21 protein-coding genes are annotated in these 20,592 nt (G+C 72.8%); 7 read left to right on the forward strand and 14 right to left on the reverse strand.

Going from position 1 to position 20,592, the window contains the following annotated elements:
• Position 1: 1 nt before the first annotated feature.
• Together ACZ601_RS10315 and ACZ601_RS10320 are read right to left on the reverse strand one after the other, a co-directional pair.
• A complete protein-coding gene (locus ACZ601_RS10315) occupies positions 2–823 on the reverse strand; it encodes a 3-hydroxybutyrate dehydrogenase (RefSeq protein WP_469535447.1) in 822 nt (273 codons plus the stop codon).
• 109 nt (positions 824–932) lie between these two features.
• On the reverse strand, positions 933–1,922 hold the full coding sequence (locus ACZ601_RS10320) for an aldo/keto reductase (RefSeq protein WP_469535450.1): 990 nt from the start codon (positions 1,920–1,922) through the stop codon (positions 933–935).
• A 220-nt stretch (positions 1,923–2,142) separates the two neighbouring features.
• Here ACZ601_RS10320 and ACZ601_RS10325 point away from each other — a divergent pair, with 220 nt between their 5' ends.
• Positions 2,143–3,618, forward strand: coding sequence for an extracellular catalytic domain type 1 short-chain-length polyhydroxyalkanoate depolymerase (locus ACZ601_RS10325; protein WP_469535453.1), 1,476 nt, complete (start codon positions 2,143–2,145; stop codon positions 3,616–3,618).
• Positions 3,619–3,709: 91 nt separating this feature from the next.
• Here the strand turns inward: ACZ601_RS10325 and ACZ601_RS10330 are convergent, their stop codons facing one another.
• The 7 genes from ACZ601_RS10330 to ACZ601_RS10360 all read right to left on the reverse strand — a co-directional run bounded on the left by ACZ601_RS10330 (position 3,710) and on the right by ACZ601_RS10360 (position 10,175).
• Complete coding sequence (locus tag ACZ601_RS10330; protein ID WP_469535455.1) at positions 3,710–4,594, reverse strand: alpha/beta hydrolase; 885 nt, start codon at positions 4,592–4,594, stop codon at positions 3,710–3,712.
• A complete protein-coding gene (locus ACZ601_RS10335) occupies positions 4,591–5,703 on the reverse strand; it encodes a branched-chain amino acid ABC transporter permease (protein ID WP_469535458.1) in 1,113 nt (370 codons plus the stop codon). Before ACZ601_RS10335 ends, ACZ601_RS10330 begins: the two co-directional genes overlap by 4 nt.
• Positions 5,700–6,587, reverse strand: a complete 888-nt coding sequence (locus ACZ601_RS10340; RefSeq protein ID WP_440573566.1) for a branched-chain amino acid ABC transporter permease — start codon at positions 6,585–6,587, stop codon at positions 5,700–5,702. The genes ACZ601_RS10335 and ACZ601_RS10340 overlap by 4 nt, the downstream gene beginning before the upstream one ends.
• Entirely contained in the window at positions 6,587–7,333 is a 747-nt protein-coding gene (locus ACZ601_RS10345) for an ABC transporter ATP-binding protein (protein ID WP_469535462.1), read from the reverse strand. Before ACZ601_RS10345 ends, ACZ601_RS10340 begins: the two co-directional genes overlap by 1 nt.
• Complete coding sequence (locus ACZ601_RS10350; protein WP_469535464.1) at positions 7,330–8,130, reverse strand: ABC transporter ATP-binding protein; 801 nt, start codon at positions 8,128–8,130, stop codon at positions 7,330–7,332. The genes ACZ601_RS10345 and ACZ601_RS10350 overlap by 4 nt, the downstream gene beginning before the upstream one ends.
• Positions 8,131–8,133: 3 nt before the next feature.
• Positions 8,134–9,426 (reverse strand): substrate-binding domain-containing protein, encoded by a 1,293-nt coding sequence (locus ACZ601_RS10355; RefSeq protein ID WP_469535467.1) that lies wholly within the window; start codon positions 9,424–9,426, stop codon positions 8,134–8,136.
• A gap of 137 nt (positions 9,427–9,563) precedes the next feature.
• Positions 9,564–10,175, reverse strand: coding sequence for a TetR family transcriptional regulator (locus ACZ601_RS10360; protein WP_440573570.1), 612 nt, complete (start codon positions 10,173–10,175; stop codon positions 9,564–9,566).
• Positions 10,176–10,405: 230 nt separating this feature from the next.
• On the opposite strand from ACZ601_RS10360, the gene ACZ601_RS10365 reads away from it, so the two are divergent.
• From ACZ601_RS10365 to ACZ601_RS10375, 3 genes are all read left to right on the forward strand, one after another.
• Positions 10,406–11,746, forward strand: coding sequence for a glycosyltransferase family 4 protein (locus tag ACZ601_RS10365; protein WP_469535471.1), 1,341 nt, complete (start codon positions 10,406–10,408; stop codon positions 11,744–11,746).
• Positions 11,747–11,814: 68 nt separating this feature from the next.
• On the forward strand, positions 11,815–12,591 hold the full coding sequence (locus tag ACZ601_RS10370) for a class I SAM-dependent methyltransferase (protein ID WP_469535473.1): 777 nt from the start codon (positions 11,815–11,817) through the stop codon (positions 12,589–12,591).
• Positions 12,588–13,661, forward strand: a complete 1,074-nt coding sequence (locus ACZ601_RS10375; RefSeq protein WP_440573573.1) for a prenyltransferase/squalene oxidase repeat-containing protein — start codon at positions 12,588–12,590, stop codon at positions 13,659–13,661. The genes ACZ601_RS10370 and ACZ601_RS10375 overlap by 4 nt, the downstream gene beginning before the upstream one ends.
• Positions 13,662–13,680: 19 nt before the next feature.
• On the opposite strand, the gene ACZ601_RS10380 is transcribed toward ACZ601_RS10375, so the two are convergent.
• The gene (locus ACZ601_RS10380; protein WP_440573574.1) at positions 13,681–13,971 is read right to left on the reverse strand and encodes a hypothetical protein; all 291 of its coding nucleotides are present in this window, start codon (positions 13,969–13,971) and stop codon (positions 13,681–13,683) included.
• A gap of 140 nt (positions 13,972–14,111) precedes the next feature.
• Between ACZ601_RS10380 and ACZ601_RS10385 the strand changes: the two genes are divergently transcribed.
• The 3 genes from ACZ601_RS10385 to ACZ601_RS10395 all read left to right on the forward strand — a co-directional run bounded on the left by ACZ601_RS10385 (position 14,112) and on the right by ACZ601_RS10395 (position 16,641).
• On the forward strand, positions 14,112–14,675 hold the full coding sequence (locus ACZ601_RS10385) for a hypothetical protein (RefSeq protein WP_469535477.1): 564 nt from the start codon (positions 14,112–14,114) through the stop codon (positions 14,673–14,675).
• 40 nt (positions 14,676–14,715) lie between these two features.
• Positions 14,716–15,495, forward strand: coding sequence for a maleylpyruvate isomerase family mycothiol-dependent enzyme (locus ACZ601_RS10390; protein ID WP_469535480.1), 780 nt, complete (start codon positions 14,716–14,718; stop codon positions 15,493–15,495).
• Between the two features lie 99 nt (positions 15,496–15,594).
• Positions 15,595–16,641 carry a PHP domain-containing protein gene (locus ACZ601_RS10395; protein ID WP_469535483.1) on the forward strand — a complete coding sequence of 349 codons (1,047 nt, stop codon included), beginning with the start codon at positions 15,595–15,597 and terminating at the stop codon, positions 16,639–16,641.
• Here ACZ601_RS10395 and ACZ601_RS10400 read toward each other — a convergent pair.
• The 4 genes from ACZ601_RS10400 to ACZ601_RS10415 form a co-directional block, all read right to left on the reverse strand.
• The gene (locus ACZ601_RS10400; protein WP_469535485.1) at positions 16,631–17,641 is read right to left on the reverse strand and encodes an LLM class F420-dependent oxidoreductase; all 1,011 of its coding nucleotides are present in this window, start codon (positions 17,639–17,641) and stop codon (positions 16,631–16,633) included. The genes ACZ601_RS10395 and ACZ601_RS10400 overlap by 11 nt on opposite strands.
• A gap of 122 nt (positions 17,642–17,763) precedes the next feature.
• Positions 17,764–18,588 (reverse strand): hypothetical protein, encoded by an 825-nt coding sequence (locus ACZ601_RS10405; RefSeq protein ID WP_440573580.1) that lies wholly within the window; start codon positions 18,586–18,588, stop codon positions 17,764–17,766.
• Positions 18,589–18,809: 221 nt separating this feature from the next.
• A complete protein-coding gene (locus tag ACZ601_RS10410; protein WP_469535488.1) occupies positions 18,810–19,748 on the reverse strand; it encodes an N-acetylmuramoyl-L-alanine amidase in 939 nt (312 codons plus the stop codon).
• A 98-nt stretch (positions 19,749–19,846) separates the two neighbouring features.
• Positions 19,847–20,491: a class I SAM-dependent methyltransferase gene (locus tag ACZ601_RS10415; RefSeq protein WP_328867241.1), complete on the reverse strand. Its 645-nt coding sequence runs from the start codon at positions 20,489–20,491 to the stop codon at positions 19,847–19,849.
• Positions 20,492–20,592 lie beyond the last annotated feature (101 nt).

Genomic DNA, 20,592 nt, shown 5'->3' on the forward strand with positions numbered 1-20,592 from the left:
TTCAGTTGGCGGTCCAGCCGCCGTCCATGGAGAGCGAGGTACCGGTGATGTGACCGGTACGCGGACCGCACAGCCACAGGACGGCCTCCGCGACGTCCGCCGGATCGATCAGCCGCTTGATCGCGCTGCGCTCCAGCATCACCCGCCCCACCACGTCCTCCTCCGAGATGCCGTGCGTACGGGCCTGGTCCGCGATCTGGTTCTCCACCAGCGGGGTGCGTACGTAACCGGGGCTGACGCAGTTGCTCGTCACCCCGTGCTCCGCCGCTTCGAGCGCCACCACCTTGCTCAGCCCCTCCAGTGCGTGCTTGGCCGTCACATAGGCCGACTTGTACGGGCTGGCGCGCAGCCCGTGCACCGACGAGATGTTGACCACGCGCCCCCAGCCGCGTTCGTACATGCCCGGCAGGGTCCGGCGCAAGATGCGGAACGGGGTCTCCACCATCACGCGCTGGATCAGCGCGAAGCGCTCCGGCGGGAACGCGTGGACGGGGGCGACGTGCTGGAGCCCCGCGTTGTTGACCACCACGTCCGCCTTCGCCGGCAGCGTTTCGACGACCGAGGGGTCGGCCAGGTCCACCACCCAGGCCGTCCCGCCGATCTCCGCGGCCAGGTCCCTGGCGGCCGCACCGGCCTTGTCCACGACGTGCACATGGGCGCCCGCCGCCGCCAGCGCCTGCGCACAGGCCCGCCCGATCCCGCTCGCCGCACCGGTCACCAGCGCGGTCCGCCCGGCCAGCGAGAGTGCCGTGGGTGCCGGCGCCGGTCCGCCGTCCGGGGCGGGGGCGGCGGGTTCGCGATCGGGTCTGCGGGAAGTGTCCATGGCCGTCACCGTAGGTACGCGGCGGCCCCTGTCACATGGCGCCGGTGCACACACCCTCCCGCCCCGGCATGGTGGCGGCGTACGTGGTGCGTGCCCCGGCCCCGGGCCGTCAGTGCGCGGCGTCCAGCACCGCCCGCTGCTCCTCGGTCAGCTCCAGGTCCACCGCCGCCAGGCTCTCGTCCAGTTGCGCCACCGACGAGGCGCCGACCAGCGGGACGACCGGTACCTCGCCGCCGATCAGCCAGGCCAGCACCACCTGGTTGGGGGTGGCCCCGGTCTCCTCGGCCACCGCCCGCAGCGCCGTCTGCCGGGCGGGCGTGCCCGGGTGGTCGAACTCCGGCCCCAGCGGCCGGTCCGCCCGGCTGTAGGCGCCACTGAGCAGCGGTGAGTAGGCGACCGGGACCAGGGCCGGTTCGTGGCGGAGGTAGCTCAGCAGATCGCCCGTCAGCACGCCCTCCTGACCGTCCGGGGAGCGCGGGCTCGGCTGGTCCGTGCGCTGCCGCAGATAGCTGTGGTGGTACTGGAGGACCTCGTACCCGGGCAGACCGGCGGCCGCCGCGAGCGCCCGCGCCCGCTCGACCTGCCACGCCCAGTGGTTGCTGACGCCCAGCAGCCCGACGGTGCCCTCCGCGACCAGTTCCGCGAAGGCCCCGACGGTCTCCTCCGGCGGCACGGAGTGGTCCTGCACATGGGCGTAGAGCAGATCCAGCTTCTCCACCCCCAGGTTCTCCCGGCTCCGCTCGGCCGACTCCCGGACGGTCTTGGCGGACAGGCCCTCGATATCGCGGGTGAACCCGGTGCTGGGCGAGTTCGGCCGGGCCCCCAGCTTGGTCGCGATGACGATCCCGTCGGCCGCCGCGCCCCGGCTGCGGCGCCAGCGGCCGAGCAGCAGCTCGCTCTCCCCGCCCTGGGTGCCGTCGACCCAGAACGAGTAGTTGTTGGACGTGTCGACGAAGGTGCCGCCGGCCTCGGCGTACCGGTCGAGGATCGCGAACGAGGTCTCCTCGTCGGTGAGCGTGCCCATCCGCATGGCACCGAGGCTGAGCACGCTCACCTCGCGACGGGTCTTCTGACTGGTGCCGATGGTGCGGTAGCGCATGCGGGTCCCTTCCCCAGCAGCCCGCAGAAGTACGGGCGTTGGGCGGCAGTCTGGGTGCTGGAGCGCACTCGATGTCAACCGCCGGGACCGCCGCGCAAGGGCGGCGGCGCACACAGACCGGGCCCGGGAGTGTCCGCCGGTCCCATGGGCGCGGGCGGGCGCTGCTCGTAGGTTCCGGCAGCAGCCCGTACCCCCGCACGTACCGACCAGGGAGGCACCCGTGCGCCCATCGATCCTGAGACGTCTCTGCCGCCGTGCCGCGTCCACGGCCGTCCTCGGCCTGCTCGCGGCCACGCTGAGCACGACCGCCGCGCAGCCGGCCGCCGCGGCGGGGGGCCTCCAGCAGGTCACCGGTTTCGGCTCCAACCCCGGCAACCTCCAGATGTACGAGTACACGCCCGCCGGCCTGCCCGCGAACGCGCCGCTGGTCGTCGCCCTGCACGGCTGCGCGCAGACGGCCGACGCCTACTACACCAACTCCGGCTGGCCGGAGCTGGCCGACCGGTGGGGCTTCGACGTCGTGTTCCCGCAGACCACGTCCGCCAACAACGCGCTCTCCTGCTTCGGCTGGTTCGACCTGGCGGAGGACACCCGGGGCAAGGGCGAGGCCGCCTCGATCGTGCAGATGGTGGAGAAGGCGAAGCAGAGCCGGGGCTCCGACACCGGCCGGGTGTACGTCACCGGCCTCTCGGCGGGCGGCGGCATGACCGCCGACCTGCTGGCCGCCTACCCGGACGTGTTCGCGGGCGGCTCGGTCGCCTCCGGGCTGCCCGCCCAGTGCGCGACGAGCCAGGCGGCCGCGTCGGGCTGCCAGACCGGCCCGCAGAAGCTCACCCCCGCCCAGTGGGGCGACAAGGTCCGCGCCGCCTACCCCGGTTACAGCGGGCCCCGGCCCCGGGTGGCGATCTGGCAGGGCAGCTCGGACTACACCGTGTACCCGGCCAACGCCACGGCCCTGCGCGACCAGTGGACGGACGTCTGGGGCATCGGCCAGACGCCGTCCGCCACAGACACGCTCCCCGGCAACACCACGCGCAGCGTCTACAACGACTCCGCCGGCCGGCCGGCCGTCGAGACGTACTCCGTCTCCGGTATGGGCCACGGCCTTCCGGTGAGCCCCGGTACGGGGGCTCAGCAGTGCGGGAAGGCGGCCGCGTACTTCCTGAACACGATCTGCTCGTCCTACTACACGGGCGTCTTCTGGGGCCTGGACGGCGGCAACCCGGGCGGCGGTGACGACGGGCTGCCGGCCCCGGCGGGCGTGACCGTCACCGGCACCACCGGCACCACCGCCTCGCTCTCCTGGAACGCGGTCGCGGGCGCCGCCTCGTACGCGGTCATGCGCGACGGTACGAAGATCGCGTCCCCGTCCGGCACGACCCACACGGACACCGGCCTCACCGCCGGGACCGCCTACCGCTACACCGTGGCGGCCGTGGACTCCTCAGGTGCGGTGGGTGCCGCCTCCGCCCAGGTGACGGCGACCACGACCGGCGGCAGCGCCCCCGCGAAGTGCTGGACCGCGACCAACTACGCGCAGGTGGCCGCCGGACGGGCCCACACCACAGGCGGCTACGTCTACGCCAACGGCTCCGAGGCGAACATGGGCCTGTACAACGTCTTCGTCACCCACACCCTCAAGGAGTCTCCCGCCGGGTACTTCGTGATCGCGGACAGCGGCTGCACCACGGGCTGACGAGTGCGGCGGTGCGGGGCCCGGCAGACAACCGCCGGGCCCCGCAACCTGGTTCAGGCCCGCGCGTACGCTGCCGGGCCCCGGCCCCGGTTCAGGCCCGCGCGTACGCCACCAGACGGCCGGCGATCTCCCGCGCGCCCGCCTCGCCCGTGAGCACCGTGTAGTGGTTCACATCCGGTACCGCGACCGGCGTCAGCCGGGTCCCGGCGAGGTCCGCCGCCGCGAGGCGCTTCTCGTCGTACAGGCCCTGCTCCTCGTCCATCAGGCCTCGGGCCGCCCACAGCAGCGTCGCCTCCACGGGCAGTTTCCGCACGGCGGCGAGCACCTCCTCGTCGAAGAGGCCGATGCCGTCCGTGCGGACTGCCTCGATCCGGCACGTCGAGCGCATGGCCGGTTCCGTGCCCGTCAGATCGCGCTGGATGTAGGCGTCCACCTCGTCCGACCAGGCGGCCGCGAACGCCGGGTGCGCCTGCCAGAAGGCCCGGTAGGCGGCCCGGTCCGGGAACGTCATCGACAGCCGGTCCATCGCCGGGCCGATCACCGCCGTCATCAGCTCGTCCGGCGACAGGTGCGTGGGCGCGGGGAAGCCGATGCCGCCGTCGACGAGCAGCAGCGGGCCGAACCGGTCCGGGTACCGCACAGCGGCCAGCGCCGCGACGAACGCCCCCATCGAGTGGCCCGCCAGCACCACCCGGTCCACGCCCAGCGCCTCGGTCAGGGCGGCGACGTCGTCCGTGTGCGCGGTGACGCCGTACGGGCCGGGCAGGTGCGAACTCCCCGCTCTGCCCCGCAGATCCGGGGCGACCAGGGTGACGCGCCCGGCCAGCTGCCGGGCCACCGGGCCCCAGGAGAGCGCGTTGGCGGTGATGCCGTGCAGCGCGACCACCACCGGCGCGTCCGGCTCCGCGGCCGGCCAGCGAACGGCGGCCAACTCGCCACCGCTCACCGGGACTTTGATCTCCTCGTACGGAATCACTGGTGTCCGGTCTCCTTCCGGTACGGGACGGCTTTCAGTCTGGACGGCAGCCGGGCCAGACCTCCGGGCAGCAGATGTACCACGGCCACGAACAGCACGCCCAGCAGGAACAGCGGCTGGGAGAGCGGGACCCGGAGCACCGCCGGGAGTCCGGCGACCGCGCCGGAGCCGGCCAGGTCTCCGAGCCGGTGGTCGGCCCAGGTGTAGAGGATGCCGCCGGCCATCGGGCCCCAGCGGGTTCCGGAGCCGCCCAGCACCACCATCACCAGCAGCGACAGCGTGAAGTCGGACGTGGTGGTCTGGGGGGTGGAACCGCCGGTCAGCAGCAGGTGCACGATGCCGCCGAGCGCCGCGAGGGCGCCCGCCAGGACGAAGGCCGTCAGCTTGAACCCGTACGGCTTCAGCCCCAGCACCTCCACCCGGCGCTCGTTCTCCTTGATGCCCTCCCAGACGCGTCCGGTGGGGGAGCGGACCGCCCAGTGGACGACGCCCAGGGTGAGGACGAGATAGGCGAGCGAGATCCAGTACAGGTTCGCGGTGTGGTCGATGCCGACGAGCCAGGAGGGCAGCAGATCGGCCGGTGCCGCCCGGCCCTCCTCGCCGCCGGTGACGCCACCGGGGTCGCGGGAGACCAGGATCGAGCCCGCCTGGGCGAAGGCCAGCGTCACCATGGAGAAGCCGATACCGGTGACGCGCAGGCTCACCGAGCCCAGGACCAGGGCCAGCGCGATCCCGAAGAGCAGTCCGAGTGCCGCGGCGAGGGCGAAGGGAAGTCCCGCCTCCAGCAGGAACACGTTGGTGGCGTAGCTGCCCGCCGCGAAGTACAGGGCGTGGCCGAACGAGAGCAGTCCGGTGCGCCCGAGCAGCAGGTCGTAGCCGGTGGCCAGGGCGCCGAACAGCAGGCAGGTGGCGAGGAGTTGCAGGCTGCCCGCGCTGCCGAGCGGCCCGTCGAGCAGGCCCGGTACGGGTACGGCGCTGTACGGCGCCACGACCAGGACGAGCAGCACGGCGGCGGGCCACCAGCGCAGCAGCCGGGTGCGGGCCGGGGGAGCCGGGGCTGCCGGGGACGGGCCGTCGGTGCGTTCCGGTGTCTCGATGGCGGTGCTCACGCGAGCCTCCCCGTCAGTCCGCGCGGGCGGATCAGCAGCAGCGCGGCGAGCAGGACGACGACCGCGAGATCGCCGAGCCCCGCCGCGGTGTAGTAGTTGGCGAACTGCTGGACCAGGCCGATCACCACGGACGCCACGGCGGCGCCGGTCACCGAGCCCATGCCGCCGGTGACCACCACGACGAACGCGAAGATCAGCAGCGAGGTGCCCTGGCGGGGGTCGACCGAGCCGAAGTACAGCCCGCCGAGCGCCCCGCCCAGGGCCGCGGCACAGCCCCCGATCGCGAAGACGAGGGTGAACGCCCTGCGGACGTCGATACCGAGGGCGGTGACCATCGCCCGGTCCTCGACCCCGGCCCGTACGACGAGGCCGTGCCGGGTCCGGCCCAGGAAGAGCCGCAGCGCCACCAGGACCACGACCGCCGCCGCCACCAGGACGAGCCGGTTGACCGGGACCTGCGCGCCCAGCAGCCCGAAGGTGCCGGACAGCGCCTCGGGGCCGGGGAAGGTCCGGGCGTCCGCGCCCCAGATGCCCGACAGCAGCGCGGGGACGGCGAGCCCGACCCCCACGGTGGCGAGCACCTGTTCGCGCGGCCGGGTGTAGAGCGGGCGGACGACGGCGAGTTCGAGGAGTACGGCGGCGGCGGTGCCCACCGCCGTGCCGAACAGCACGGCGAGGACGAAGCCGGCCCCGCCGGGGCCCGCGCCCGGCAGGTTCCCGGACGCCGCCCACCAGGTGCCGTACGCGCCGATGGAGAGCAGCGCGCCGTGCGCGAAGTTGAGCACGTCCATCAGGCCGAAGATCAGCGAGAGTCCGGACGCGACGAGGAAGTAGAGGGCTCCCAGACCGAGTCCGGTCATGGTGAGCAGGACGAGGGTGGACATCAGGAATCCGCCTCCACGGAAGGTGCTTCTGCGGCCGGTCCGTGCCCGACGCCGAGCAGTCGGCGGGCCGCCTCCGCGTCGCCGAGCAGCTCGTCCGCCGGGCCCCGGTGGGCGGTCCGGCCGTCGGCCAGCACCACGCAGTGCCCGGCGAGCCGGCGTACGACGGCGAGGTTCTGTTCCACGAGCAGTACCGGTACCGCCTCTGCGGCCCGCTCCAGCACGTGTGCCACCTCGGTGACGACCTTGGGCGCGAGGCCCTTGGTCGGTTCGTCCGCGATGATCAGCCGGTTGGCGTTGAGCAGGGTGCGCCCGATGGCGACCATCTGCTGCTGACCGCCGGACAGTGTCCCGGCCAACTGACGCGCCCGCTGCTTGAGTTCGGGGAAGAGTTCATGGACGAGTGGGTAGTCGGGCTCGCCCGCGCCCGGCCGTTCGGCCAGCCGCAGGTTCTCCGCCACCGTCAGCCCGGCGAAGATGCCCCGGTCCTCCGGCGCGTACCCCACACCCCGCCGCACCACGGCGTGGGTGGGCAGGGACACGGTCTCCTCGCCGTCCAGCCGGACGCTGCCGCTGCGCGGGACGAGGCCCAGGATGCCCCGTACGGTGGTGGTCTTCCCGGCGCCGTTGCGGCCCAGCAGCGCGGTCACGCCGTGGGCGGCGACGTCCAGGGCGACGCCGTGCAGGATGTGCCGGCCGCCGATCAGGACCCGCAGGTCCCGTACGTCGAGCAGTGGGTGCTCGCTCACAACCCCTCCCCGAGGTAGGCCTGTTGGACGGTCCGATCGGCGGTGACGGCCTCCGGGGTGTCCAGGGCCAGCAGCTGACCGTGGTGCATCACCGCGAGCCGGTCGGCCAGGCCCAGGAGCACGTCCATGTGGTGTTCGACCATGAGGACGGTGCGCCCCTCCTCCCGGTGCAGGGTGCGGATGAGTTCGGTGAGCGCGGGGACCTCCTCGGCGCTCACCCCGGCCATCGGCTCGTCGAGGAGCATCAGCCGGGGCTCGCCCACCAGCAGCACGGCCAGCTCCAGCTTCCGCTTCTCGCCGTGCGACAGTTCGGCCGCCGTCGCCCCGGCCCGGTGGCCGAGGCCGGTGCGCTCCAGCACCCCGGCGACCTCTGCGGTGTACGGCTCCGCACGCCGCCAGAGCCGGTACGAGCCGCCCCGGGCGGCCTGCGCCGCCAGCCGCACATGGTCGGCCACCGTCATCGCGGGCCAGAGGCTGGACGTCTGGAACGTCCGGCCGATCCCGCGCCTGGCCCGTACGTGCGCGGGCCGGTCCGTCACATCGGTGCCGTCCAGCGTGACGGTGCCGGAGGTCGGCATGACGAGTCCGCTGATGAGGTTGAACAGGGAGGTCTTTCCGGCCCCGTTGGGGCCGATGAAGGCGAGGAACTCGCCCTCGCGGACGTCGAGCGTGACGTCCTGGAGGATCGTCGCGCCACCGACGCTCCAGCCCAGCCCGTCGAGGGCGAGCACGGGACCGGCGGGGTGCGCGGCGTCCGCCCGGCCGTCCCGGTGGCCGAGGGGGTGCGGTGCGGTCATGGTTCAGCCCGCCGAGGGCTGCACGGGCGGCGCCACGGCGTCCATCGGCTCGGTGTCGAGCAGCTCCGGCTTCGCGGCGGCGCCCTTGCCGGTCAGCCGGGCCACGAACATCGGCTGCACCAGGGCGTGGTCCTCTGCGCGGACCTGTGTCTTCCCCTTCACCCCGTCGAAGCTCCAGCCCTCCAGGGCCTTGACCATCGCGGCCGGGTCCGTTGCGCTGCCCTCGGCCACGGCGCGCACGACCATCTGCGCGGCGGTGAAGCCGTCCGGGGTGAACAGGTCGGGGGTGCCGCCGGCCTTCTTCACCGAGTCGAGCATGGCCTTCTCCGCCGCGTTGCCGCCGCCCGCGCCGGGGAAGTAGTGGGCCAGGAAGGACACCTTGGCCCCGGCCGCCCCGAAGACCGGGTAAGAGGCGGTCCCGGCCAGCCCGGTGACGACCTTGCCCGCGCCCAGCACGCCCTGCTGGTCCAGTGCGGTCCACAGCGCCGGAGCGGTGGAACCGGCCCAGGCGACGAAGACCAGATCCGGCCCGCCCGCCTTGACCTGCCGGGCGAACGGCGTCAGGTCCGTCGCGCTGGGCGGCGCCAGTACGGAGCCCACCTTCGCGCCCTTCGCACCGAGCACCGCCTTGACCGCGGTGACGTTCGCCTGGCCGAACGTGGAGTCCTGGGCGAGCACCGTGACCTTCTTGCCCTTGGCGTCCCCGAGCATCGCGCCCGCCGTGAGGATGTCCTGGTAGGACTGGCGGCCCGAGCGGAAGGTGTAGTCGTTGATCCCGGTCACCGCGTCGGTGGCGGCAGGGCCGCTGATGTACAGCACCTTGTTCTGGGCGGCGAGCGGCGCCATCTGGAGGGCGACGCCGGAGTCGGTGGTGCCGGCCAGCACCTTGTAGCCCTTGCCGATCAGGCTCTTCGCCGCCGAGACGGCCTTGCCGGGGTCGCCCGCGTCGTCCTGCTCGGTGACCTCGATGCGGTGGCCCGCGACCTTGCCGGTGCCCTTGGTGGCGTAGTCCAGGCCCGCCATGAAGCCGTCCCGGTACTGCTTGCCGTAGTCCGCGAGCAGCCCGGTCCTGGAGTAGACCAGCCCCACCTTCACGGCCGACGCGCTGCCGGACTTACCGGACCCGGAGTCCTCGCTGCCCGCCTTGCCCGCGGCGCTGCACCCCGTCAGCAGCAGCCCGGCCACGGCCAGTACGGCGACGGCCGGCAGGGCCGCGGGCCGGACGGTGCGGGTGGCCCCGACGGTGGTGCCGGCTCTGCTCGTACCGCTGCTTGTTCTGCTGGCTCTGCGACCCATGACGACCGGCTCCTCGGCGTGTTCCTGTGATGTCGCCGAACCGTATGAACACCGTGCCGTCGTCGATATGGTGCAGGGCACCTCACCTGACCGGGGAGGCGTGTGGGCACCGCACATGGGCGGCGCCCGGGGGCCGCTCAGCGGGGCGGATCCGTTGACGTCACGTCGATCAGCCGGCACACCGTCTCGATGTCTATCTTCACCTGCGCGATCGACGCCCGGCCGGACAGCCAGGTGATCAGCGCCGAGTGCCAGGTGTGCTCGATCACCCGGACGGCCGAGAGCTGCTCGGGCGTCGGGTGCTCCAGCCCCATCGAGTCCAGGATGATCGCGGTCGTGAGGCGCGAGACGGTGTCCACCTCGGGGCTCACGCTGCGGTCCGCGAAGGTCAGCGCGCGCACCATCGCATCCGCCAGATGGGGTTCGCGCTGGAGCGCGCGGAACGCCCGCATCAGGGTGTCGGCGACCCGGTCAGCCGCGTCGGCCCCGGCCGGCGGGCGTTTGCGCAGCGTGCCGTGCATGTGCTGGAGCTGGTCCTGCATGGTGGCGACCAGCAGGTGGACCTTGGACGGGAAGTAGCGGTACAGGGTGCCCAGGGCGACCCCGGCGGCCTCCGCCACCTCGCGCATCTGGACGGCCTCGAAACCGCCCCTGCTGGCGAGCTGCGCACTGGCGTGCAGGATGCGGCGGCGGCGGGCCTCCTGGCGTTCTGTCAGGGGCGGCGATGCCGGTCTGGCTTCCGCTGTCATGTGTCCCATCCCCGTGGCTTCTGTCCGCGCCCGCGAGGACGCGTGGGCCGGTGCGGCGGCGCACAGCATGCCAGGGTGTGTGCCGTGGCGCGAATCACCTGATCCGGCCGTTGCACCGTCGCTACCTGCCGGTAGATTCGTAGCTCGTTGAACGATCCGGTCTATAACTTGTTCTAGATTAGCGTGAGCGGTTACGCTCCGGCGAACACGCAGTGAGAAGGGGGCCGAGTGTGACCGCTGAGGCCATAGAGTCGGGCCCCCGTACGGGCGTCGGTACGTCGGACACGGAGGCAGGCCCCGAAGGCGACCGGCCGTTGCGCATCGCACTCCTCACCTACAAGGGCAACCCCTTCTGCGGCGGCCAGGGCGTCTACGTACGCCACCTCGCCCGCGAACTCGCCCGGCTCGGCCACAGCGTCGAGGTCATCGGCGCCCAGCCCTACCCGGTGCTCGACGAGGGCGTCCCGCTCACCGAACTGCCGAGCCTGGACCTCTACCGCCAGCCGGACCCGTTCCGCACCCCGAAGCGCGGCGAGTACCGGGACTGGATCGACGCCGCGGAGGTCGCCACCATGTGGACCGGCGGATTCCCGGAACCGCTCACCTTCAGCCTGCGCGCCAGACGCCATCTCGCCTCCAGGCGCGGCGAGTTCGACGTCATCCACGACAACCAGACACTCGGCTACGGGCTCCTCCCGGACCTCGGCGCCCCCCTCGTCACCACCATCCACCACCCCATCACCGTCGACCGGCAGCTCGACCTGGCCGCCGCGCCGAACCGCCGCCGCCGCGCCTCGGTACGCCGCTGGTACGCCTTCACCCGGATGCAGAAGCGGGTCGCGCGCCGGCTGCCGTCCGTGCTCACCGTCTCCGGCTCCTCCAAGCAGGAGATCGTCGAGCACCTCGGGGTGGACCCCGGCCGCGTCCACGTCGTGCACATCGGCGCCGACACGGAGCTGTGGTCACCCGACCCCGCCGTCGAAGAGGTCGAGGGCCGGATCGTCACCACCTCCAGCGCCGACGTCCCCCTCAAGGGCCTCGTCCACCTGGTCGAGGCGCTCGCCAAACTCCGTACCGAGAACCCCGCGGCGCACCTCGTGGTCGTCGGCCGCCGGGCGGAGGACGGGCCGGTCGCCCAGGCCATCGAGCGGCACGGGCTCGGGGACGCCGTCGAGTTCGTCAAGGGCATCAGCGACGCCGAACTCGTCGACCTGGTGCGCGGCGCCCAGATCGCCTGCGTCCCCTCGCTGTACGAGGGCTTCTCGCTGCCCGCCGCAGAGGCCATGGCCACCGGCACCCCGCTCGTCGCGACGACCGGCGGAGCGATCCCCGAGGTCGCGGGCCCGGACGGCGAGACCTGCCTGGCCGTACCGCCCGCCGACGCCGGGGCGCTGGCCGACGCGCTGGGCCGGCTGCTCCGCGACCCCGCGCTGCGCGAGCGGCTCGGGACGGCGGGCCGCGCCCGGGTCCTCGCCAAGTTCACCTGGAAGCAGGCGGCGATCGGTACCGCCGCGCTCTACCGGGAGGCCATCGCCGCCCGCGCCGCCACCCGGCCCGACGGCCGCCGCTGACTCCGCACCGCCCCCGGACGCCCCGGCGTCCCGCCCCCTTCGAACCCCGACCGCGAAAGCAGGCATTCGTGCTGACCGTGGATTTCACCCGCTTCCCGCTCGCCGCAGGTGACCGAGTGCTCGACCTGGGCTGCGGCGCCGGACGCCACGCCTTCGAGTGCTACCGGCGCGGCGCCCAGGTGGTGGCTCTCGACCGGAACGGCGAGGAGATCCGCGAGGTCGCGAAGTGGTTCGCCGCGATGAAGGAGGCCGGCGAGGCCCCCGACGGCGCCACCGCCACCGCGATGGAGGGCGACGCCCTCAACCTGCCGTTCCCCGACGAGTCCTTCGACGTCGTGATCATCTCCGAGGTGATGGAGCACATCCCCGACGACAAGGGCGTGCTCGCCGAGATGGTCCGGGTGCTCAGGCCCGGCGGCCGGATCGCCGTCACGGTGCCGCGCTACGGCCCCGAGAAGATCTGCTGGACGCTCTCCGACGCCTACCACGAGGTCGAGGGCGGCCACATCCGCATCTACAAGGCGGAGGAGCTGCTCGCCCGGATGCGCGGCGCCGGCCTCAAGCCGTACGGCACCCACCACGCGCACGCGCTGCACTCGCCCTACTGGTGGCTCAAGTGCGCCTTCGGTGTCGACAACGAGAAGGCGCTGCCGGTACGGGCGTACCACAAGCTGCTCGTCTGGGACATCATGAAGAAGCCGATGGCGACCCGGGTCGCCGAGCAGCTGCTCAACCCGGTCGTCGGCAAGAGCTTCGTCGCCTACGCGACCAAGCCGCACCTGCCCGCCACCGCGGCCACAGAGGTTCCCGCGCGGGCCGACGACTCCGCCGGGGCCGGGGCGTGACACTTCCCGAGCGCACCGAACACCTCGTGCTGCCCGGAGTGCTCACCGCCGGGCAGGCCGCCGAGACCGTCGCCGCGCTGCTCGCGGTGCAGCGCGAGGACGGCGCGCTGCCCTGGTTCCGGGGCCACCACCTCGACCCGTGGGACCACACGGAGGCCGCCATGGCACTGGACGCCGCGGGCGAGCACGAGGCCGCGGAACGCGCCTACGAGTGGCTGGCCCGCCACCAGAACGCCGACGGCTCCTGGTACGCCGCCTACCACGACGGCGACCCGGAACGGCCCACCGACCGAGGCCTTGAGACCAACTTCTGCGCGTACGTGGCCGTCGGCGTCTGGCACCACTACCTGGCCACCGGCGACGACGCGTTCGTCGACCGGATGTGGCCGACCGTCTTCGCCGCCGTCGAGTTCGTGCTGGGGCTCCAGCAGCCCGGCGGCCAGATCGGCTGGAAGCAGGAGGCCGACGGCACCCCGGTGACGGACGCGCTGCTGACCGGCTGCTCCTCGATCCACCAGGCGCTGCGCTGCGCGCTCGCCCTCGCGGAATGCCGCGAGGAGCCGCAGCCCGACTGGGAGCTGGCCACCGGGGCACTCGCCCACGCGATCCGCAGCCACCCGGAACGCTTCCTGGACAAGAGCCACTACTCGATGGACTGGTACTACCCGGTCCTCGGCGGCGCGCTCGAAGGACCGGCGGCCACCCGGCGCATCGAGGAGGGCTGGGACCGCTTCGTCGTCCCGGACCTCGGGGTGCGCTGCGTGCTGCCCAACCCCTGGGTGACGGGCGGCGAGAGCTGCGAACTCGCCCTGGCTCTCTGGGTGATGGGCGAGTCCGACCGGGCCCTGGAGATCCTCCAGTCCATCCAGCACCTGCGGGCCGGGGACGGGATGTACTGGACGGGGTACGTCTTCGAGGGCAACCGGGCCTTCTGGCCGGAGGAGCGCACGGCCTGGACCGCGGGTTCGCTGCTGTTGGCGGTGGCCGCGCTCGGTGGGGACGAGGCGACCACCGCGGTCTTCAGCGGGGAGAGGCTGCCGAAGGGGCTGGAGCCGGACTGCTGCGGCTGACCTCCCGCCCCGGGCTTCCTCAGCGGCGGATGCGACCGGCGACCGCGTGCCCGATGAACAGGTACACGACGGCTGCGAGCCCGTAACCGGCGACGACGTTGGCCCACGTCTTGTCGAACGTGAACAGGTCGTACGACCATCCGGCGAGCCAGCGTGCGCTGTGCCGCACGAACTCGACCAGGTCGTTGCCCCGGTTCGCGTCGAGCAGGTACATCAGGATCCAGAGGATGATGATGAAAGCCATGATGTCCGCCACCACGGCTATGACACGTGCTGCGGTGCTGCTTCCGTTGCCTCTTGAGTACGACATGGACTCCGGATTGCCGCTTTCGGTTGAGTGAAACCCGGACGGCTTACCCCGGTGGCGGGCGGGCAGGCCCGGCGCCAGCCTTGCGGGGGAGTGCCGGGCCCCGGCACCCGTCCTGATGTGCCCGGCCAGGGAGGCCCGCCGTGCCCCGTTCCGTACCGCTCCGCCGTCTGTTCACGGCGCTGCTGCTGTCCTGCGCCGTACTGATGGGCACCACCGCGTGCGGCGGCGACGACGGAGACAGCGACAGCGGGACGAGCAGCAGTTCGGCGTCGCCCACCGGGACATCGTCTGCCGAGGCGCAGAAGTTCGCCAAGACGCGGTTCGTCACCAACGCCGGGCTGGCCGCGGGCGCCACCTACCAGTGGGTCGTCAAGCCGTACCGGGCGGGCAAGTTCAAGAAGGGCACCGACGGGCGCACCTTCGCGCTCGTCAAGGCCGGGCTCGCGGGCGGCTTCGCCTACAACCGGCTCAAGGCCGCCACCGAGAACGCCAAGGGCGACCCGCTCCTCTCGAAGGCCGTCGCACCGCTGACCGCGGGCATCGCCTCGCTCAAGGGCATGGCCACCAAGCTCCGCAAGGGCGAGGCGGGTGAGGGCGACATCGGCGCCTTCGAGAGCGTCATCAGTTCCATCAAGGACGCCGGGAAGAGCGCGGGCGCCGAGGTGAAGGACAAGGTCCCGTCCGCCTCGCAGCTCGCCGGATAACTCCTGGGTCGGGTGGTGCGGCAGCCCGTAGGCTGCGGGCATGACCCCTCTCACCCATGCGCGCTACTGCGACGAAATCGTCCTGCGAACCGACGCGTTGAGGTCCGCGGTGGCCGACGGCGACCTCGACGCGACCGTGCCGACCTGCCCCGAATGGACGCTGCGCGACCTCGCCGTCCACGTCGGCGGCGCCCACCGCTGGGTCGGTGAGATCGTGCGCACCCGGGCCACGGAGGAGGTCCCGGACGAGCGGGTGCCGCACTTCACCCCGGACGGCGACGACCCCGAGGTGCTGGACGCCTGGCTGGCCGAGGGGGCGGCGCGGACCGCCGGAGCGCTGCGGGAGGCGGGACCGGAGCTGCCGGTCTGGTCCTGGTCCTGGGACCGCAGCGCCGGGTTCTGGGCCCGGCGCATGGCGATCGAGACCGTCGTCCACCAGGCGGACGCCGCCCTGGCCGCGAAGGTGCCCTACGCGATGGCACCAGACCTGGCGGCGGACACCATCGACGAGTGGCTGGACATCGTCGCCTTCGCCGCCTCCTCCGGATACGACCCGGAGGCGGCGGAGCTGCGCGGTGCCGGGCGCTCCATCCACCTGCACGCCATCGACGTCCCCGGTGCCGAATGGCTGATCGAGTTCGGCGAGGACGGCTTCACCTGGCGCCGCGCGCACGAGAAGGCGACCGTGGCCCTGCGGGGACCGCTCACCGACGTGATGCTGGTCTTCCAGCGCCGCCTGGCCCTGGACAGCGACCGGGTCGAGGTCCTGGGCGAGGCGGAGCTGCTGGACTTCTGGCTGGCCCGGTCGTCCTTCGGCTGACGGGGAGGCGGCCGGGCGGTGACGCGGCCGGTGTGCGGGCCGGGCGCCGCTGCGCCAAGCTGGAACGGCAGCCCGTCCCCGTCCGGCGAGGAGGTTCCGATGGACCCGGTCAGGGCCCTGGAGCGGATCGCCTTCCTGCTGGAACGCGGCGGGGCCGACACCTACCGCGTCCAGGCCTTCCGCACGGCCGCCCGCACCGTCACCGCGATGGCCGACGGCGAGGCGGTGCAACGGGTGACGAACGGCTCGCTGGAACGGGTCAAGGGCATCGGCCCCAGGACCGCGCAGGTCATCCGGGAGGCGGTGGCCGGAGAGGTGCCCGGCTACCTGGAGGGGCTGGAGACCGAGGCCGAGGAACACGGACCGCTCGCGGAGGGCGGCGAGCGGCTGCTCGCACTGTCGCGCGGCGACTGCCATCTGCACTCCGACTGGTCGGACGGCGGCAGCCCGATCGAGGAGATGGGCCGTACGGCGGCGGAGCTCGGCCACGACTGGGCCGTCCTCACCGACCACTCGCCCCGGCTGAAGGTGGCCAACGGGCTCTCGCCGGAGCGGCTGCGGCAACAGCTCGACGTGGTGGCCGAACTCAACGAGCGCTGGGCGCCGTTCCGGCTGCTCACCGGCATCGAGTGCGATATCAACCTGGACGGCACCCTCGACCAGGAGGACGAACTGCTGGACCGGCTGGACCTGGTGGTCGTCTCCGTCCACTCCAAACTGCGGATGGACCCCGGACCGATGACCCGGCGCCTCCTCGCGGCCGTCCGCCACCCCCGGGCGAACGTCCTCGGGCACTGCACCGGCCGACTGCTCACCGGCCGGGGCCGCCCCGAGTCGCGGTTCGACGCGGACGAGGTCTTCGCCGCCTGCGCCGAGTCGGGCACGGCGGTCGAGATCAACAGCCGCCCCGAACGCCTCGACCCGCCCCGCCGCCTACTGCGCCAAGCCGTGGACGCGGGCACCCTGTTCGCCATCGACACCGACGCGCACGCGCCCGGCCAACTGGCCTGGCAGGCCTACGGATGCGCCCGCGCCGAGGAGTGCGGCGTCCCGGCGGAGCGCGTGGTCACGACGTGGACGGTGGACGAGCTCCTCGGCTGGACGCGCGAGGGCGCGGTCCCCGATCGGGCGGCCCCTAGAGGCTGAGCTCCGCCAGTACCCGCAGGGTGTGCGGGTCCGGCGCGGTCACCAGCAGGTCGGTCACCGGCCCCTTGCGCCACAACTCCAGCCGCTCCGCGATCCGTTCGCGCGGGCCGACCAGCGAGATCTCGTCCGCGAACGCGTCCGGGACGGCAAGCACGGCCTCCTGTTTGCGGCCCTCCAGGAAGAGCCGCTGAATCCGCCGGGCCTCTTCCGCGTACCCCATCCGCGCCATGAGGTCCGCGTGGAAGTTGCGGGCGGCGGCGCCCATGCCGCCGATGTAGAAGCCGAGCATCGCCTTCACCGGCAGCAGCCCCTCCGCGACGTCGTCACAGACCTGCGCACGGGCCAGCGGCGCGATCATGAACCCGTCGCGCAGGCCGGTGAGCGAGGTCTCGTACACATCGGGTCGCAGCGGCGACCAGTACAACGGCAGCCAGCCGTCCGCGATTTCGGTGGTCTGCGCGATGTTCTTCGGGCCCTCCGCGCCGAGCAGCACCGGGAGGTCCGCCCGCAGCGGGTGGGTGATCGGCTTCAGCGGCTTGCCGAGCCCGGTTGCGTCAGGGCCGTTGTAGGGGTGGGAGTGGAACCGGCCCTCCAGCTCCACCGGCGCCTCGCGGCGCAGCACTTGGCGCACCACGTCGATGTACTCGCGGGTCGCCGTGAGCGGGCTGCGGGGAAACGGCCGCCCGTACCAGCCCTCGACGACCTGCGGTCCGGAGAGCCCGAGCCCGAGCATCATCCGGCCGCCGGAGAGGTGGTCGAGGGTCAGCGCGTGCATGGCGGTCGCGGTCGGGGTGCGGGCCGCCATCTGCGCGATGGCGGTGCCCAGCCGGATGCGGGAGGTGTGGGCGGCGATCCAGGTCAGCGGGGTGAAGGCGTCGGAGCCCCAGGCCTCCGACGTCCACACCGAGGTGTAGCCCAGGTCCTCGGCCTCGCGGGCGAGGTCGAGATGGGCCGGGTCGGGGCCGCGGCCCCAGTATCCGAGAGCGAGTCCGAGCCGCATGTCGCTGCCTCCCAGTATCCCTGGCATTCTGACGGTGCATCAGATTTAGCCGGAGGGTACGACAGCGGCCCCCCGCCCGGAAGGGGCGGGGGGCCGCTGTCGGTGATGCTGTGCGCCGGGTGTCAGCCGCGCTGGATGCCCGTCGTGTCCTGGAGCACGCCGCGACGGCCGTCCTGGGTCTGGGCGATGAGCGCGGCACCGCGCTGCTCCACCGCGAGGTACCAGGTGCCCGGAGCCAGTTCGGCGATCGGGGCCGGCGAACCGTCCTCGCCGTACAGCGGACGGGCCACCGGAACCGCGAACCAGAACGGGGTGAAGTCACCGGCCGGTGCGGCGTCGGCCGCCGGGGCCTGCTGGGCCGGCGCGGCCGCCTGCTGCGGCTCGGGCTGACCGGGCTGACCGGGGTGACCGGGCTGGCCGTGCTGCTGGGCGCCGTACGGCTGCGGCTGGCCCGGCTGCTGACCGCCGAAGGACGGCTGCTGCTGCGCGCCCGGGTAGCCGTAGCCCTGGCCGGGCTGCGGGTGGCCGCCGTACGGCGGGTGCACGGCCTGCGGCTTCGGGGCGCCCGCGAGCGGGGCCTTGAGCGCGGGAACCATCGGGGACGCGACCGCGGCACCCGCCAGCACCAGAGAGGCGATCAAGCCGAGGATCAGACCGGCGCCGGCGTCGATCGAACCGAGGTCGAGGATCGTCCAGAGCAGGTGCCAGGCGGTGATGACCGTGGCGGCCACACCGAACGCGGCCAGGTCCAGTCCGAGGACCTTGCGCGGCTGGGGCTGCGAGCGGGAGAGCACGATCAGTGCCGCGCCGGCCACTCCGACCAGGTAGACGCCGATCGCGATGCCCAGCGAATCCCAGGCGTTCGGCGCGTCGATGCTGGAGTTCCCGTAGGAGTAGTAGTCGAGGAAAGAGGCGATGAACAGCACGACCGCTGCTCCGATCACCACGCCATCGCCTCGAGTGAGCGAGCGGATATTCACGTGAAGGTCCTTAGTCGGTCGTCTTTTTCGGGGCGGTCGTCGCTGCCACCGGTACGGCGGACACGGCGCGAAGCTCGGGGGCGGCTCCCCATCGTACGGATGAATCTATCGTCTGACCGGTCGGGTTGTGCCCCCCGTCCGGACGCTGGTCCGGCATCCCCCCGAATTCATCGCAGAACCACCCCTTACTACCCGTTGAGGTAGCTGCTGATGCCGTCAGCGATGCCCTGGGCCGCCTTCTGGCGCCAACTCGCACTGGTGAGCAGGGCCGCGTCCTTCGGATCACGCATATTGCCGCATTCGATGAAGACTTTGGGCACGGTAGACAAATTCAGTCCGCCCAGATCCTTGCGGGTGTCCAGTCCGGTATTGCCGCCGATGTAATTGGAAGGCGCACTTCCGGTAGCCCGGACGAAGAGTCCGGCGATACGCGTACCGAGATCGCGCGAAGGACCGACGATCAGCGAGGTGTCCGCGCCGCCGCCGCGCACCGGTGCGGGAAGGATCACGTGGAAGCCCCGGTTGCCCACCGCGGAACCGTCCGCGTGGACCGAGACGACCGCGTCGGCCCCGGCCTTGTTGCCGATCCGTGCCCGCTCGTCCACGCACGGGCCGAACGGCCGGTCGTTGTCGTACGTCAGCAGCACCTTCGCGCCCTGTGCCTTGAGCAGCGTGCGCATCCGGTGTGCCACGTCGAGGGTGAACTCGGCTTCCGCGTAACCGCCGTTGGTGGAGGTGCCGGTGGTGTCGCACTCCTTGTGCGTGGTGCCGATGTCCACCTGGCGGGCGATCTCGGCGGTGTGCAGGTGGTTGCGCGGGTTGTGCCCGGGGTCGATCACGACCGTCTTCCCCGACAGCGGCCCGGACGCGGCGTCCGGCGCGGACGGGGAGGGAGCGGGGCTGTGCTTGGCGGAGGCCGGACCGCTGTGTGACGGTGCCGGGGACGGCGCGGTCCTCGCGGGGGACGGCGAAGCGGCCCCGGTTCCGTCCGGCCCTGGCCGGGCCTGCGCGGTGTCACTGCCACCGCCGCCGCAGCCGGCGGCGCCCAGACACAGCACGGTCAGCGTCGCGGCGGCGAACAGGGCCGGGCGGCGCGGGGTGGGGGGAACGCTCTTGTCGTCACGCACCCGGCGATGCTATCCGGCGCCCCGTCCGGCTTCCGGCGTCCCGACGGCCTCCCCGGCCCGGTGCGCCGCCAGATCCCGGCTCCCCGCGCGGGGAGCCGTCAGATCCCCGGCCCGGTGCGCCGCAGGACCCGCAGCGAGTCGGTGACGGAGATCTCGGTGAACGCCCCGGAGGCCAGCGCCCGCAGATAGATCCGGTACGGGGCCTGCCCGCCGTGCGCCGGGTCCGGGAACACGTCGTGGATCACCAGCAGCCCGCCCTCCGCCACATGCGGGGCCCAGCCCTCGTAGTCGCCGTTCGCGTGCTCGTCGGTGTGGCCGCCGTCGATGAAGACCAGCCCGAGCGGCCCGCCCCAGACCGCCGCGACCTGCGGGGAGCGCCCCACCAGCGCCACCACGTGCTCCTCCAGACCGGCCGCGTGCAGCGTCCGGCGGAAGGTGGGCAGCGTGTCCATCCGGCCGACCTCCGGGTCCACCACGGTCGGGTCGTGATACTCCCAGCCGGGCTGCTGCTCCTCGCTGCCCCGGTGGTGGTCGACGGTGAGGGCCGTGGACCCCGCGGCGCGGGCTGCGTCCGCGAGCAGGATGGTGGAGCGCCCGCAGTACGTGCCCACCTCAAGCAACGGCAGCCCGAGCGCGGCGGCCTCCGCGGCGGCCGCGTACAGGGCCAGCCCCTCCACCACCGGCATGAAGCCCTTGGCGGCCTGGAACGCGGCAAGAATCTCCGGCTTGGGCTCGGCGGCCACGGGCTTCCTCCAGTTGGGGCGGGATACGGGGACGGGGCACGTCAACGGCGCCCCATCGTGCCGTACGCCCCCGCCGAAGACATCGGCGGGGGCGTACGGGT

The sequence above is a fragment of the Streptomyces sp. NPDC104307 genome (genome assembly GCF_055584045.1).

Bases quoted from the DNA above. Each gene is read 5' to 3' on its own strand.
- ACZ601_RS10400 (WP_469535485.1), bottom strand. From the start codon at position 17,641: ATGCGGCTCGGACTCGCTCTCGGATACTGGGGCCGCGGCCCCGACCCG.
- ACZ601_RS10355 (WP_469535467.1), bottom strand. From the start codon at position 9,426: ATGGGTCGCAGAGCCAGCAGAACAAGCAGCGGTACGAGCAGAGCCGGC.
- ACZ601_RS10350 (WP_469535464.1), bottom strand. From the start codon at position 8,130: ATGACCGCACCGCACCCCCTCGGCCACCGGGACGGCCGGGCGGACGCC.
- ACZ601_RS10315 (WP_469535447.1), bottom strand. From the start codon at position 823: ATGGACACTTCCCGCAGACCCGATCGCGAACCCGCCGCCCCCGCCCCG.
- ACZ601_RS10340 (WP_440573566.1), bottom strand. From the start codon at position 6,587: ATGTCCACCCTCGTCCTGCTCACCATGACCGGACTCGGTCTGGGAGCC.
- ACZ601_RS10320 (WP_469535450.1), bottom strand. From the start codon at position 1,922: ATGCGCTACCGCACCATCGGCACCAGTCAGAAGACCCGTCGCGAGGTG.
- ACZ601_RS10360 (WP_440573570.1), bottom strand. From the start codon at position 10,175: ATGACAGCGGAAGCCAGACCGGCATCGCCGCCCCTGACAGAACGCCAG.
- ACZ601_RS10380 (WP_440573574.1), bottom strand. From the start codon at position 13,971: ATGTCGTACTCAAGAGGCAACGGAAGCAGCACCGCAGCACGTGTCATA.
- ACZ601_RS10390 (WP_469535480.1), top strand. From the start codon at position 14,716: ATGACCCCTCTCACCCATGCGCGCTACTGCGACGAAATCGTCCTGCGA.
- ACZ601_RS10395 (WP_469535483.1), top strand. From the start codon at position 15,595: ATGGACCCGGTCAGGGCCCTGGAGCGGATCGCCTTCCTGCTGGAACGC.